The organism is Rothia similimucilaginosa (genome assembly GCF_029850875.1).
Taxonomy (GTDB): Bacteria; Actinomycetota; Actinomycetes; order Actinomycetales; family Micrococcaceae; genus Rothia.
This window is the reverse complement of the sequence record NZ_JAOVAM010000001.1, coordinates 287,666-301,669: the sequence shown is the minus strand read 5'-3', so window position 1 is coordinate 301,669 and position 14,004 is coordinate 287,666. Positions and strand designations below refer to the sequence as shown.

11 protein-coding genes are annotated in these 14,004 nt (G+C 61.3%); 10 read left to right on the top strand and 1 reads right to left on the bottom strand.

What is annotated here, in order from left to right; translation table 11 throughout:
* Positions 1-318: 318 nt before the first annotated feature.
* The 10 genes from QFX05_RS01150 (at position 319) to mutM (ending at position 12,590) form a co-directional block, all read left to right on the top strand.
* Positions 319-1,620 (top strand): hypothetical protein, encoded by a 1,302-nt coding sequence (locus tag QFX05_RS01150; RefSeq protein WP_279740206.1) that lies wholly within the window; start codon positions 319-321, stop codon positions 1,618-1,620.
* 78 nt (positions 1,621-1,698) lie between these two features.
* Entirely contained in the window at positions 1,699-3,060 is a 1,362-nt protein-coding gene (locus tag QFX05_RS01145; protein WP_279740205.1) for a thiamine-phosphate kinase, read from the top strand.
* 234 nt (positions 3,061-3,294) lie between these two features.
* Positions 3,295-4,602 carry a DAK2 domain-containing protein gene (locus tag QFX05_RS08340; RefSeq protein WP_279740203.1) on the top strand — a complete coding sequence of 436 codons (1,308 nt, stop codon included), beginning with the start codon at positions 3,295-3,297 and terminating at the stop codon, positions 4,600-4,602.
* Positions 4,599-8,324, top strand: a complete 3,726-nt coding sequence (locus QFX05_RS01135) for a helicase-related protein (RefSeq protein ID WP_279740201.1) — start codon at positions 4,599-4,601, stop codon at positions 8,322-8,324. The genes QFX05_RS08340 and QFX05_RS01135 overlap by 4 nt, the downstream gene beginning before the upstream one ends.
* A gap of 110 nt (positions 8,325-8,434) precedes the next feature.
* Complete coding sequence (gene rsmD / locus QFX05_RS01130) at positions 8,435-9,094, top strand: 16S rRNA (guanine(966)-N(2))-methyltransferase RsmD (RefSeq protein ID WP_279740200.1); 660 nt, start codon at positions 8,435-8,437, stop codon at positions 9,092-9,094.
* A 132-nt stretch (positions 9,095-9,226) separates the two neighbouring features.
* On the top strand, positions 9,227-9,703 hold the full coding sequence (gene coaD, locus QFX05_RS01125; RefSeq protein WP_279740199.1) for a pantetheine-phosphate adenylyltransferase: 477 nt from the start codon (positions 9,227-9,229) through the stop codon (positions 9,701-9,703).
* Positions 9,704-9,909: 206 nt separating this feature from the next.
* A complete protein-coding gene (locus QFX05_RS01120; protein ID WP_049337938.1) occupies positions 9,910-10,518 on the top strand; it encodes a YceD family protein in 609 nt (202 codons plus the stop codon).
* 30 nt (positions 10,519-10,548) lie between these two features.
* The gene (gene rpmF, locus QFX05_RS01115; RefSeq protein WP_005505656.1) at positions 10,549-10,752 is read left to right on the top strand and encodes a 50S ribosomal protein L32; all 204 of its coding nucleotides are present in this window, start codon (positions 10,549-10,551) and stop codon (positions 10,750-10,752) included.
* Positions 10,753-10,768: 16 nt separating this feature from the next.
* Positions 10,769-11,458 carry a ribonuclease III gene (gene rnc / locus QFX05_RS01110; RefSeq protein WP_005508108.1) on the top strand — a complete coding sequence of 230 codons (690 nt, stop codon included), beginning with the start codon at positions 10,769-10,771 and terminating at the stop codon, positions 11,456-11,458.
* 76 nt (positions 11,459-11,534) lie between these two features.
* A complete protein-coding gene (gene mutM, locus QFX05_RS01105) occupies positions 11,535-12,590 on the top strand; it encodes a bifunctional DNA-formamidopyrimidine glycosylase/DNA-(apurinic or apyrimidinic site) lyase (protein ID WP_279740192.1) in 1,056 nt (351 codons plus the stop codon).
* A 159-nt stretch (positions 12,591-12,749) separates the two neighbouring features.
* On the opposite strand, the gene QFX05_RS01100 is transcribed toward mutM, so the two are convergent.
* The gene (locus tag QFX05_RS01100) at positions 12,750-13,991 is read right to left on the bottom strand and encodes an NAD-dependent epimerase/dehydratase family protein (RefSeq protein ID WP_279740365.1); all 1,242 of its coding nucleotides are present in this window, start codon (positions 13,989-13,991) and stop codon (positions 12,750-12,752) included.
* Between the last annotated feature and the right edge of the window lie 13 nt (positions 13,992-14,004).

Genomic DNA, 14,004 nt, shown 5'->3' with positions numbered 1-14,004 from the left:
GTGAAATGTAATTCTGTTCATAAGTGCATGAAATAATGCTTCTAGATGGCGAAAAGATTCGCTAGGTAGTCCTAGCACTTGGCAAAGCTCAAAGCTTGCCAGGAAAGCACTAAAATGAGTAATGAAGAAAAAGCTGATTCGGTAGAATAGACGAAGGCAACTCCGGTTTACCTAATGACCGGATATCTATTCACTCACAACGTATTAGAAAGTCAAGGACAACCTTTGGGAAAACGAAGCCGTAAGGTGGTCTCTGCGAGTCTGGCGACAGCACTGGTTGCTTCCGGAAGTCCATGCGTAGCCTCGTTTGCTCAAGATATGCAGGAGGCAGCATCACAGCTTCCGCCGAACCCTGTTGGCACCGCAGAACAAACCCTGGATTCCGCCGCGACCGCGGCATCCTCCTCCCAGACGGTATTACCCGCGCTTACTACCATAAGCGCATGGCCCACCGAGCAGGGGGACAATAAGACTGACAACGCGCAGTCAGAGCCCACCGCTCAGCCTAGCACTTCTTCCAACCCTCAGCCCATTGCTAGTGCTAAACCTTCTGCGATCGCTACGCCCACTCTGGACGCGACACCTACCCCGGACGTGACCGTACAGCCGACTGCCGAGCCCACCGTAGCTCCTGTTGCAGAGCCTACCGATGAGCTCGCTAAGGACGTAACCCCGGAACCTACGGCAGAGCCTACCGCTGAGTTCACTAAGGACGTAACTCCCGAGCTGACCCCGGAACCCACCTCTGATCCGAAGGTAGAGCCTACTCCGGAACCGCAGCCGACTCCGGAACCGGAGCATACTCCCGAACCGAATCCGGAGCCGACCAAGGATGTAACTCCCGAACCGACTCAGGAACCGAGCGAGGCACCCTCCGAGGAGCCGACTCAGGCTCCGGTAGTGCCCGCGCCAACTCAGGAACCCTCTAAGGAAGCAGAAATCCCCGTGGTTCCGGTAGCTCCCGTAGCTCCGGTAAAGGACACAGGTAACGACTCGGACTCCAAATCGGTTGCTCCGGTCGAGACTGAGCCTGTTGCTCCGATTCCTCCGGCGAACAACCAGGTGACCACTCCCGGCAACCGTCAGGAAATCTCTGGGGAAGATGTCATTATTTCGATTGAGCTTCCGCGACCGGGCGGTTCCTCTGAATCCTCCATCTCCTCTTCGGGATCTTCAAGCTCTTCATCGAGTACCAAGGCACCGAATGACGGGCTTGATGACGACGAGGATGATCCGTTGCGTTCTGGCGGCACCACCCTCGGACGAATCGCAGCCAATAATGGCTCGAATGACTCCATCCCGGGGGCGGCAGACTGGGTTGCTGGATACCTCTCGCGCAATACGACCGACGAAGACCACTCCCAGGAGGCAAGCCCCTCGAACTTCTCAAGCTCGGCATCAGCTTCGAAGTCGTCCAGCTCCTCCACCTCGGCTATCGTCAGCCACTCCGCAAAGAGCGTGGCAAAGGCTGACGGCGCGAACGCCGCCCAGGAGCAGGCCGTGAAGAATGCGGACGCTGACGATTCCGGACTTTCCGGCATTGCACCGCTGATTCTCTTCTCACTCATCGGTCTGGTGCTGATTGCTCTGGCAATCCGCTACTTCAGCCGCGGAGCATAAGGCGAACATAACGCGTAAGAATACGCGATAATAGAGGATGTGAATCCTCAGACTTTTAGCGATACGCGGGACAACCCCATGCGAGAGACACCTCTCTCAAAGCTGGGGGAGTCCCGCGTTCTGCGCGCTTTCATGCCGATTATCAACGCCCACAACGAGCAGGTCGCCGCTACGGCACGCCAGGCTGGGCACATTGAACCCCTCGATGTGGGTCCCGGCGACGACTGTGCCGTCCTCGCCGCGCCCGCACCCGGTCAGCGTACAGTGGTCACCACCGACACTCTCGTTGAGGACCAGGACTTCATGAACCTTTGGCCCGGCGGCATCGCGCGGACGGGTGAGGGTGGCGAGTTCATTCTGGAACCCGCCCGCAGCAGCGGTTACGATGTGGGGTGCAAAGCCGCGACCCAGAACCTTGCCGACGTTGCCGCCATGGGTGCACGCCCGGCAAGCCTCTTCATCTCCTTGAGTCTGCCCGGTAGCACTCCTTACGGCTGGATTGACGGCTTCGCCCACGGCATTGTGGATGGAATCAATGCCTGTGGAGCCACCGAATGCGTGATTGGCGGCGGCGATATTGGCGACTCCACCGAAATGTCGGTGACTGTTACCGCCCTCGGCTACACGGATCATGCCGTGCTGCGCTCCGGTGCGCGACCCGGTGACACTATCGCCCTGGCGGGACGTACCGCCTGGTCCGATGCCGGTCTGCGTCTGCTGCTCAACCCCCTTTCCCTACCCGCTACGGCACTGCTATGTGCCATTGTTGCAGGTCAGGATGCTGAGGTGGCACTGAGTGCGGTGGCTCAAGCGTGGGCTCAAAAGCACACTGAGAAGCAGGCTGAAGGTTCGGCTGCACTTGCTGCTCTTCCCGAAGGACTCATCGAGCTTGCCCGCACTCTCACCCCTGAAGACGCCGCGCAGATGCTCGCGGTCTGCGAGCGCGCCGTCGACTCGCAGCACCACCCCGTCAGCCCCATCCCCGCAGGAGAGGTGGCACGCCAGCACAAGGCAAGCTCCATGCTGGACCTCTCCGATGGCCTCGTCAAGGACGCTGGACGAGTTGCCGCCGCCTCCGGGGTGCAGATGCGCCTTGACCGCGCCGCCGTGGATGCGTTCGCCGAGCCGCTACTACCGTTGGCACGCCTGCTACTGGCGATTGGTGAGCGCAATGAGGCGGGGGAGAGCCCTGCATCCTTGGCGCGCGCCTTCGTGCTGGTCGGTGGAGAAGACCACGGTCTGCTGGCGACCTTCCCCAGCGAAGTACCCGAAGAGTTCGTGCCCCTGGGAACCTGCGTTGCGGACGTGCCGGAGCGCGGTCTGAGTGCTGAGCTCTACGGTGCCGAGCGCCGCCACGATACGGTAACCGGCGCGGCGGTCGTGATGGACGGCCGCTCCCTGGACGGCATGGGTTGGGAGCACTACGGAGCTTCCGCGTAGGAGCTTGGTTGAGGGCCGTGAGGTGCGTGCGGTTTGTGCGTTCCCTCTGTGCTTTCATTCCGCGGGACAAATGGCGGACAATACCGTACATTTAACCGAAAATTTACTAGAATAGAAGTACGAAATAGGCTGGATACCGCCCGTGCCGCGGACGCTGAGAAATCAGTCAGGAACTAGCCGAGAACTAGTTGAGAAATCAGCCGAGAACCAGGTGAAACTGATAGGGAGGGTAGCGTGAACGCAGAACAGAACCAGCGCACCGAAGAGCGCGAGATCTACCGCCGCGCCTGCGTGCGCGCCTACCGCTTCGGTATAGCGTGGTCCACCGCCGCCCGCACCACCATCGAACGCTACCGTGAGGCGCTCAATGAACTCAATGGGTTCCCCGTGCCCGATAAGGACACCGGCTCCAATATCGCCCACACCCTGCTGACCCTGACTGAAGAGTTTGAGCGGGGTATGGAGCAGGTTCTGCCCAGTGAAATTCTTCCTAGTGAGGTTCTGTCCGGTGAGGTTCTGCCAGCTAACGAAATTCCTGGCGGGGAGGGTGCGTGCGTGCCCGAGTCGGCGGGTGCCTCCGAAGCCGAAACCCTCGCCGACCTGTGGATTCAGCTGGGCGGTATCTACGAGCACGCGATTATGCGCGCATCCCGCGTGGCGCGCGGCAACTCGGGTACTCTGCTCTGTGCCTGGGCGCTGGAGGCAGTGCGCAGCTACTGGTTCCTGCCTGGAAACCTTGCTCGGGAGCTCGGTGACGCAGCCGATGAGTTGCCGCTCGTGCGAGCCCTGGAGGCAGACTACGAGCGCGTTATTGCTAGCGGCTGCTTGCCGAAGCACCGTGAGGTGAAGTTGGAGTACGCCCACGCGGAAGCACGCGCGATGGCGTTCGCGGCGGAGCGGATTCGCGCCAGCGTGGGGGAGCAGATGGTGCCCTCCACAATGCTGTCGGTTATGGTGGAGCTCGCCCGCCTGGACGCACACTACGATGCATTACAGGACGCAGAAGCCGCTGACGAGGCGCTGAAAGAGCGTCGACGTGCGCTGATGTGTGCCACCCTGGAACGTACCGCGCAGTTTCCGCCCTCGCCAGAGCTTGCCGGTTTCGTGGATGCCGGTGCGCTCGGGTTCTACCTTGCCGTGGTGCACTCCAACCCGCGCTGGGAGGCAGCAACCCTGAACGAGGCGCAGGTGGAGTCCATGCTCCGTGCGCCTTCTGCAGTAGATGCGGTGCGAACGGGCTCTGAATCTGCTGAGCACACAGAACAGGTGGGGCAGAGCGGCTGGGAGCTCATGGGTACACTGAGCTGCGAACCTCTGGCCCTGGCGCAGCTGCGCCCTGAACTTGAAGCCATGGGTGACAGCCTGCTTATTACCCCCCTGGACATGGCGGCTGGGCTCTGGACACTGCACGTGCATGTGCCCGACATCGACCCCGCCCGCGAGCTGATTATGGGCTACGGTCAGTGGTCGGATGAGCGTATTTCTTCCCTCGCGGATGGTCACCACACCGACCACGCGTGCGGTGCGGAGGGCGGCGTATGAGCCCCGCCCGACGTTCCGTGAACACGCAGCAGGAAGCCCTGGACTTGGGGCTTCCTGAGCCTGCGCCCGAAAAAACTAAGCCGATAAATACTAAACCTGCGAAGGTTGAAGTAGCGCAGGGTGAGCCCGTAGATTCAGCGGGTGTCGAGTATACCCGTGCCGATTCTGCGACCCGAGCTCATCATGGGAAAAAAGACGCGCCGCTACTGAGCGATGAGCAGCTCCGCACCACCGCCGAGCTGACCGTGCGTGATCTTGCCGCCTACGCCCGAGGCGAGGTGAGCCGCGCTGAGCTGAGCAAACGCGCCGCGCAGCGCGCCAGTGCCCCCTACCGTAAGGCGCTCAAGACGCTCAAGCATTCGCTGGGCCCCGCAGCGCACACCATGACCGACGACGCTATCTACGAGCTGGTCGATATTGCGTTGGCGGCGCGGCAGGCAACTCAGCCGGATGAACAGCAACCGAAGGAACCTGCCCGGAAAGCGCCCGCCCGGAAGAAGCCAGCTCAGAAGAAGCCAGCTCAGAAGAAGCCAGCTCAGAAGAAAGCAGTTCAGAAGGAACTTGCACAGAAGGAACTAGCTCAGAACGACCCCAACCCGCAGCAGAGCGAAACTGCCGCCCGGGCTACTTCGGCGCGCCCGCAGAAGATAACGAAAGCGAGCGAAGAGGCCGAGCAGAAGCCTGCGCCGAAGAAGAGCGCGCCCGAGGTAGAAGTTGAAAAGTCCGCGACCAAAAAGCCTGCACCTAAAAAGGCTGTAGCGAAGAAGACTGCGCCCGCGGAGAAAGCTCCCGCTTCTAAAGCCTCGGCATCGAAAATCCCGGCAAAGCCGAAAACCGCAGCGCCGAAAACCGCATCCAAGAAGGTAACGCCTGCACAGAAACCCCCCGCCCAGAAAGCTTCGACGAAGAAGGCAACTACTGAGAAGGTTGTGGCTGAGAAGCCCGCATCAGCTACCGCGGAGGCTAAGAGCCGTGCCCTGGCGCGCTACGCCTCCGAAGACCGCATCGAAAATGCGCCGCTCAAAAAGTACCTACCCGCGCCCAGCGCCAAGACAATCTCCACGCACCTGGACCTGCACACCGTCGGGGAGATGCTCGATTACTTCCCTCGCAAGTACCTGCCGCGCGGTGAGCTCAGCTCCTTCGCAAAACTCGTTGAGGGCCAAGACGTCACCATCATCGCCCGCGTGGTGCACGTGAGCACCCGAAATATGGCGGCGCGCCGCGGCAAAATCACGGAAGTGACCATCACTGACCGGCTTTCCGACGCCACCGGGCAGGATGCACCCGCAGGTTTTGGTGCCGCTAATTTTGGGGCTGGCGGTCCTGTATCCGTGGTGCCCGGGCGCGCTAACCGCCCCGGTGCATCCGGCGTATCCAGAGTATCCGGTGCGCCCGCGCAGAACTGGCAAGCAACCGGGATGCACAACCCGCGTATCAACGCGCTCGCTAACTCCACGCAGAACCCAGCCGCCCAGATTCCCAGCGCCCAGAACCCGATACAGGGCAGGGGAGTGCAACCCGCCTCCTACAGCGGTTACGCAGACAGCTACGGTCAGGATAGCTTCGCACAGGATAGTTTTGCACAAGATAGTTTTGCACAGGATAGTTTTGCACAGGGAGGCCTCTTTGGCGTGCCTGCACCTAGCATGACGAACCCCGGCGCGCTCATCGGCTCGCAGATCAAGCTCTCCTTCTTCAACGCCTGGACTGCCGCCCGTGAAATCCGTGAGGGCGAAACCATGATGTTCTCCGGCAGGGTCGGCATCTACCGCGGCGAATACACCCTCACCAACCCGCACTACGCCCTGCTATCGAAGGACGCCTCCGGCGCGGACGTCACCGACGCCGCCACCGCCCCCGTGCCCGTCTACCGCGCCCCAGTGAAGCTACCCACCGACCGCATCAGCGGCTACATGGCGCAGCTGCTCGAAAAGGTGCCGCTCAAAGAACTCGAAGACCCGGTACCCTACACGATTCGTCGCGCCCGCAAGGTGCACTCGCTGGAGTGGACGTATCGTGCCCTGCATACCCCCGACTCGGAGGACACCTGGCGTGCCGCGCAGGCGCAGATGCGTTACCGCGAGGCATTCGTGCTGCAGAGTGCGCTTGCCCGCCTGCATTCGGTGCGTGCCGCGCACCTGACTCAGCCGCGCCCCACCGTGGAGGGTGGACTCGCCGATCAGCTGCTTCAGGTTCTGCCCTACGAGCTGACTGAGGGGCAGCAGAAGGTAGGCGCTGAGATTGCCGCCGATCTGTCGAGCGAATCGCCCATGAACCGCCTGCTACAGGGTGATGTGGGTTCCGGTAAGACCGTGGTGGCTCTGCGTGCCATGCTGCAGGTTGCTGATGCGGGCGGCCAGTCCGCGATGCTCGCCCCGACCGAGGTGCTCGCTGAGCAGCATTTGCGTTCGGTACTAGACATCCTGGGGGATATGGCGGCGTCCGAAGACTCTGATACTGACGATTCAGCCGCCGGTTCTGCCGATGAAACTCCCTGGAGGAGCGGGGAGAAACCCCGCCGTGTGCGTGTGCGCCTGCTGACCGCCTCCATGGGTACCCGCGCTAAGCGCAAGGTACTGCAGGAGCTCGCCGCCGGCGCCGCCCAGATTGTGATTGGCACCCACGCCCTGCTTTCCGATGAGGTGCGCTTCCACGATTTGGGTCTGGTCGTCGTGGACGAGCAGCACCGCTTTGGTGTGGAGCAACGCGACGGTCTGCGCGGCACTGACGGCGCTCTGCCGCACCGCCTAGTCATGACCGCAACGCCCATTCCGCGTACCGTCGCCATGACCGTGTTCGGTGATCTGGATGTGTCCGTGCTCGACACCCTGCCCGCCGGTCGCCAGAAAATCTCAACCCACGTGGTGCCCCTCGCCGAGAAGCCTGCCTGGGCATCCCGGCTGTGGAGGCGTGCCCGCGAAGAAATCGACGCGGGCTACCAGGTGTATGTTGTCGTACCCAAAATTGGGGAGGACGGCGACAGCCTGGAGGAAGGTGCCGCGTTCTTTGGCGCATCCAGCCTGAATGGTGCGGGAACAGGCACGGGCAACTCAGCCCAGGGCTATTTCGGTCAGGGTGGTAATGCCAGCAGCGACGGCAAGGTTCAGCTGACCTCGGTCGCCTCAATGTACTCGTACCTGAGCGCTGAGGACGCCCTCATCGGTGTGCGTATCGGCACCCTGCATGGACGCATGGACCCGGCGGAGAAGACGGCCGTCATGACCGCTTTCGAACGCGGTGAAATTGACCTGCTCATCAGCACCACCGTCATTGAGGTGGGCGTGAACGTTCCGAACGCCACGCTCATGATTATCATGGACGCCGACCGCTTTGGCATCTCGGGCCTACACCAGTTGCGCGGTCGTGTGGGCCGCGGCGGCTACGCGGGCACCTGCCTGCTGGTTACCCGCCAGGAGGCAGGTGGCGTGTCCCGCGAGCGCCTGGATGCGGTTGCCTCCACCACGGACGGCTTTGAGCTCTCTCGCATCGACCTGGCGCAGCGCCGCGAGGGTGATATTCTGGGTGCTGCACAATCGGGCTCAAAGAGCACTCTGCGCTTCTTGCGGGCACTTGCCGATGCTGACATTATTGAGCGTGCCCGCGAGGATGCCCGCTCGGTGGTGGAGAAGGATCCGACGCTGGCTAAGCATCCGTCTTTGGCGCGTACGATTGACCGTGCCCTGGACGCTGACCGTGAGGCGTTCCTCGGCAGGGGATAAGCGCTCAACGGGGCAGAACGCTCTGCCAGCCCCGCCCACCAACTTGCTTTGACCATAACCCACCGAAATCGTGACGTTAACACACCGCACTAGTGAAGAGGAGAATCCCTATGAGCCGTATTATTTCCGGTGCCGCCGGAGGTGTTCGCCTTACCTCGGTTCCGGGGGATAATACTCGCCCCACCACCGATCGGGTGAAGGAATCCCTCTTCTCCAAACTAGAGAGCTACGACATTATTCGTGGCGCCCGTGTGCTGGACGCCTTTGGCGGTTCGGGTGCGCTTGGCTGCGAGGCGCTCTCGCGCGGTGCAGCCTCCGTGACTCTGCTGGATACGTACCCGAAGGCTGTTGCGGTGATTCGCAAGAACATTGCCGCGGTGGAGAAGGCAATGGGGTGCACCGGCTCTGGTCCTTCTGGCGCTACCGGTTCTGTGGCACACGTGCAGCAGTCTCAGGCGCTGACCTACGTGAAGTCCGTCTCCGGTCCGTGGGATCTGGTGTTTGTTGACCCGCCCTACGCCGTGCCAAATGAGCAGGTCAGCGAGCTGCTGGAGGAACTCACCTCTAAGCTTGCCGAGGGTGCCGTGGTCGTGGTGGAGCGTTCTTCGCGCGATCCGGAGCCGGTGTGGGGCGAGGGCCTGTACTGTTTTTCGACCCGTCAGCACGGTGAGACAGTTCTCTACTATGTGGAGCCTGACGAGGTGGAGGAGCAAGCGGGCGACGAGTTCGGCAACGAATCTGGTGAGGACGCTGAAGAGATCGCTGCCTAAGATTTCTGTCTCATCTCACCGATCAATCTTTCCGCCTCAGCCTGCGCTCGCCCGCATGACGCTATCCCGCATCCTAAATTCGCCCGCATCTAGTCATTCCAACGTCTGATATTTATTCGTGAAGGGACCGCCATGATTGTCCTCTGCCCCGGATCTTTTGACCCCGTGCACCACGGCCACCTGGAAATCATTGCCCGCGCCGCTCAGCTCTTTGACGAGGTGATCGTGGGCGTGGCGCACAATAGCTCCAAGAAGTACCGTTTCTCCCTGGAGAAGCGCGTGCAGCTGGTGCGTGAGTCTTTGCGGGAGCTCGGCATTGAGGGTGTGGGCGTGGAGCCGATTCCGCCGGGCGTGCTGCTTGCCGAGTACGCGGCGGAGCGTGGTGCGAAGGTTCTGGTGAAGGGTCTGCGTTCGGCGACGGATTACAGCTATGAGGCTCCGATGGCGAGTATGAACCGCCACTTGGCGCAGGTTGAGACGGTGTTCTTGGCCGGTGAGGACCGCTACGGTGCGGTGTCGTCCACGATTATTCGTGAGGTGGCGTCGTTGGGTGGTGATGTGACTGCCTTCGTGCCGGAGGCGGTCGCCCGCGCGTTGAAAAACGCCTAATCAACCCGGGCAACCCGGATGCGCACCCGTCTCCGATACGCCAGATACGCACACGGCACAGCAAACTGTACCGCCGACCGGGCGCTTAATTACCTCTGGAATGCCCCGACCGACCGATTAAATGCCGCGCGGTGCCTCCTTAAGGGGATATTTAAGAGGTGAGCGCCACTTAAAGAGATTTAAAAGGCGCTTAATCTTGATTAACGGTGCGAATGACCCCTAAAATGGGACTTTGGTTTATACATTTCGTAAGGAGAAACGCCATTTCACGTGCAGACGCATCGCCGCTGGTTGTATCAGTCACTAACCTGATTCACCGCCCCGGCACCATGGAAACTCTCGCTGAGGTTCTGCCCGCACCGGCAGACCTGGGTAACACGCTCATCGGCGTGGAAGAGGGTTCGGATATTGACCTCGATATTCGTATGGAGTCTGTTGTTGATGGTATCCTAGTAACCGGCTCCGTTGTTGTGGATGTACACGGCGAGTGTAGCCTTTGCTTGGATCCGATTGATTATGAGATGTCGGCTAATATTCAAGAGCTTTTCGTCTTTGAGAAGGCCCCGGCTGGCGGCCCCGAAGACGAAGTAGATGAGCAGTACGCCGTTGAGGATGATTCCATCGACCTTGAACCGGCTCTGCGGGACGCAGTAATCCTTCAACTGCCGTTCCAGCCTGTTTGTAGGGATACCTGCCAGGGTCTGTGCGCCGATTGCGGTGCGCGCCTGGAGGATGACCCCGGGCATCATCACGAGGTGTTGGATCCGCGCTGGTCGGCTCTACAGGGCCTGCTCGGCGCAGATACCGAAAACTAAATTGTTGTTACTAGAGATTGTGAGATAGCTGTGGCTGTTCCCAAGCGCAAGATGTCCCGCGCTAACACCCGCGCACGCCGTTCCCAGTGGAAGGCATCCGTGCCCCAGCTGGTTAAGACCGTTGAAAATGGTCGCGTGACCTACAGCCTGCCCCACCAGGCAAAGGTTGTAACCGACGCTGCAGGCAACGCCCTGTTCCTGGAGTACAAGGGCCGTAAGGTTGCAGACGCCTAAGAAGCGGTGAATCCTTATGACTGAATTTCCTAGTGTTGATACTAGGGAGTTGCGTAAACGTCTCGGGGTCGATATCGACGCCGAGACGTTTTTGCTATCCCTAACCCACCGCTCCTACGCCTTCGAGAACCCCGGAGTGGAGCATAATGAGCGCCTGGAGTTCCTGGGCGATTCGGTGCTTTCCCTGGCAATTGCTGAAGAAGTGTACCGACGCTACCCCGACCTGCCCGAGGGAGAGCTCGTGAAGCTGCACCACGTGGTGGTGTCTACTGTGGCGTTGGCGAAGGTGGCACGCGACCTGGATCTGGGTCGGTACATCCTGCTCGGTAAGGGCGAGATTCACACCGGCGGCGCCGATAAGGACTCGATCCTTGCCGACACCATGGAAGCGATTTTCGGCCTGACCTACCTGGAGTGCGGTCGCGAGGCGGCTCGTGACCTGGTGCTACGCCTGATCGCCCCGCTGCTCGATGATGAGAAGGTCCTGAACTCTGGACGAGACTGGAAGACCGAGCTGCTGAACCTCGCCACCGCCCGCGGTTGGGGAGACGTGCGCTATGAGGTCACCGGTGAGGGCCCCGACCACGCGCGCGTGTACACTGCGGTCGCTATTGTGGCGAACCAGCAGACCGGTACCGGTGTGGGTCCGAGCAAGAAGGAAGCAGAGCGCCTTGCCGCTGAGCAGGCGTACCGCGTTCTGGTTTAGGCTCGTTCAATCATCCTGCAGGTCTGCTAACTCTGCGGGGCTCTTGATCCTGCAATCCTGTTGAGGGGAGTAAATCATGCCCGAACTACCCGAGGTAGAAACCGTTCGCGCGGGCATCGCCAATCATTCCTTGGGTCGCCCCGTGCGGGCGGTGCGCGTGGTCGATGCCCGTTCGCTGCGCAGACACCTGACCGGTCCCGCCCACTTTGAGGCGGCACTGACCGGCAGGGTTCTGCGCGGTGCCTACCGCCGCGGCAAGTACCTGTGGCTGACCCTGAGCGAGGCGGACGGCACACTTGCCGACGAGGCACTCGTGGTGCATCTGGGCATGAGCGGTCAGCTGCTTGTGCGCGATGAACCGGGCAGAGATTTGGGCAGTGACTCGGGTAATGATTTGCAGGCGCGTGCGGCCTTTGATGAGCAGCCGCGGCACCTGCGCGTGGCGCTAGAGCTAGGACCGGCGGAAGCCACCGGCGATGCGGTGAGCACCAACCGGGCATGTACCGGGCAGTGCTTGCTTTTCGTGGATCAGCGCATCTTCGGTGGTATGTTCCTCAGCCCGATGGTACCGGACGTACCCGCGGTGGTAGCAGTGAATGAAGCTGCGGCGGGTGAAGTATCTGAGCGTTTTCTGGTGCCGGAAGCAGTCAAACACATTGCCCGCGACCCGCTGGACGAATTCTTCGACCCCGCGGCGGTGCGTCGCAAGTTCCTGCGTACCTCCAGCGGGATTAAGAAGGTGCTGCTGGACCAGTCGGTCATCTCTGGCGTAGGCAATATCTACGCCGATGAGGCGCTGTGGCGTGCGCGGTTGCACTATGCGAAGCCCGCACGCACCCTCAGCGCCGTTCAAACCCGCGAACTGCTGGAGGCTGTCACCCAGGTGCTGCGCGAGTCCTTGGCGGCTGGCGGCACAAGCTTCGACGCCCTGTACGTGAATGTGCTGGGGGAGTCTGGCTACTTTGCGCGCTCGCTGAACGCCTACGGCCGTGCCGGGGAGCCTTGCCACCGTTGCGCGGAGGCGGGCCGCACATCCCTGATAGTGCGCGAACCGTTCCAGAACCGTTCGTCCTACCGTTGCCCGCACTGCCAGCGGGCACCGCGCTCTCGACAAGTTGAGGGCTCTCGATAAGGCTTACGGTAGGCACAAACTCACGCTAGTTATGCATATGACGGCGTAGCTACGTTTCTCCCATATGGGGGATGTAGCTACGCCGTCATTCGTTTAAACTTCATTCATTTAAACCGAGAGTGGGGGAGCCAACCCGAAAGCCACCCCGAAAAGAAGCACTTAGCGGCTGTACTTGTTGCCGTAGAATAAGCCCAGACGCTCATAGCCTTCCTCAATCGACACGGCGGGCTCCCAATGCAGAAGCTCGCGGGTGCGGCGCTGATCAAACCAGTGCGCGGTCGACAGCTGCTCCGCAAGGAACTCCGTCATCGGCGGCTCATCACCGGCGGTCACGTTCTTCGGCAGACGCTCCCACACACGCTCAATAACCTTACCCGCCAGAGCCGCAACCTTCGCTGGAACCGAGAAACGCGGAGCGGGAACACCGACCGCCTCACAGAAACCACCCAGTAGCTCAGCGATAGTGCGCGGCTGACCGTTCGTCACCACCAGCGCCCGACCCGCAAAAGCGTCGATGCGCTGATAGCCATGCACCAGCGCATCCGCGGCGTTATCAATGTAGAGCGTATCAATCAGCCCCGTACCGCCAGAGAGCAACGGCAGGCGGCCCGCGGCGGAACGCTCCAGAATACGCTCCACCAGCTGGGTGTCGCCCGGACCCCACATCAGGTGAGGACGCAACGCACCCACGCGCAACACCCCGCCGTCGGGCAGGGCAGTGCCGTTCGCCTCCAACGCCAGCAGCTCAGCGGCAGCCTTTGAACGCGCATAGTTACCGCGCGCATGCTCCGGGGACGCTACGCCGGCACCATCACCCACGATTGCCGCACCGGCATGAGCCACCGACGGCGAGGAAATATACAGGAACGAACCCACCGAATGGTTCAGTGCCGCCTGCAACAGGGTGCGGGTTCCCTCAATGTTGATGCGCTCATAATCAGACCACTCGCCGCTGACCGAAACCTTCGCCGCAGCATGCACCACGCCGTTCATACCGGTCATCGCCAGATCCACAGCCTGCGCGTTCGTAATATCGCCGCGCACCTGCTCAAAACGCGGGCGCACCGAATCGGGCAACAGAGCCGCAATACCCGAATCACCACGCTGAAAAACGCGCACATCATAGCCGGCACGCAACAACGCCAACACACTCTCACGACCTAGCAGGCCGCTCGCACCGGTAAAGAGGATGCGCTCGCCAATACGCGGCGCAAAATCAGGCTCCTCAATTGGGCGTAGCGAACGCGGGGCGGGATCAGTGTACCGTGCCGCCAGCGGCTGCGCCGGCTTACGGAACCGAGCCGTCGGGGAAGTCACCGCATGCGAGGTCGACAGGCGCGGTTCAGATAAGCGGGGTACAGACTCATGGGAAGAGGACTCACGCGAAGAATGAGGGGACATCATACTCCTTAGA

Excerpts from the sequence above, each read along its gene's own strand:
- QFX05_RS01150 (WP_279740206.1), top strand. The coding sequence starts at position 319 with ATGCAGGAGGCAGCATCACAGCTTCCGCCGAACCCTGTTGGCACCGCA.
- QFX05_RS01145 (WP_279740205.1), top strand. The coding sequence starts at position 1,699 with ATGCGAGAGACACCTCTCTCAAAGCTGGGGGAGTCCCGCGTTCTGCGC.
- QFX05_RS01135 (WP_279740201.1), top strand. The coding sequence starts at position 4,599 with ATGAGCCCCGCCCGACGTTCCGTGAACACGCAGCAGGAAGCCCTGGAC.
- rsmD (WP_279740200.1), top strand. The coding sequence starts at position 8,435 with ATGAGCCGTATTATTTCCGGTGCCGCCGGAGGTGTTCGCCTTACCTCG.
- coaD (WP_279740199.1), top strand. The coding sequence starts at position 9,227 with ATGATTGTCCTCTGCCCCGGATCTTTTGACCCCGTGCACCACGGCCAC.
- rnc (WP_005508108.1), top strand. The coding sequence starts at position 10,769 with ATGACTGAATTTCCTAGTGTTGATACTAGGGAGTTGCGTAAACGTCTC.
- mutM (WP_279740192.1), top strand. The coding sequence starts at position 11,535 with ATGCCCGAACTACCCGAGGTAGAAACCGTTCGCGCGGGCATCGCCAAT.
- QFX05_RS01100 (WP_279740365.1), bottom strand. The coding sequence starts at position 13,991 with ATGTCCCCTCATTCTTCGCGTGAGTCCTCTTCCCATGAGTCTGTACCC.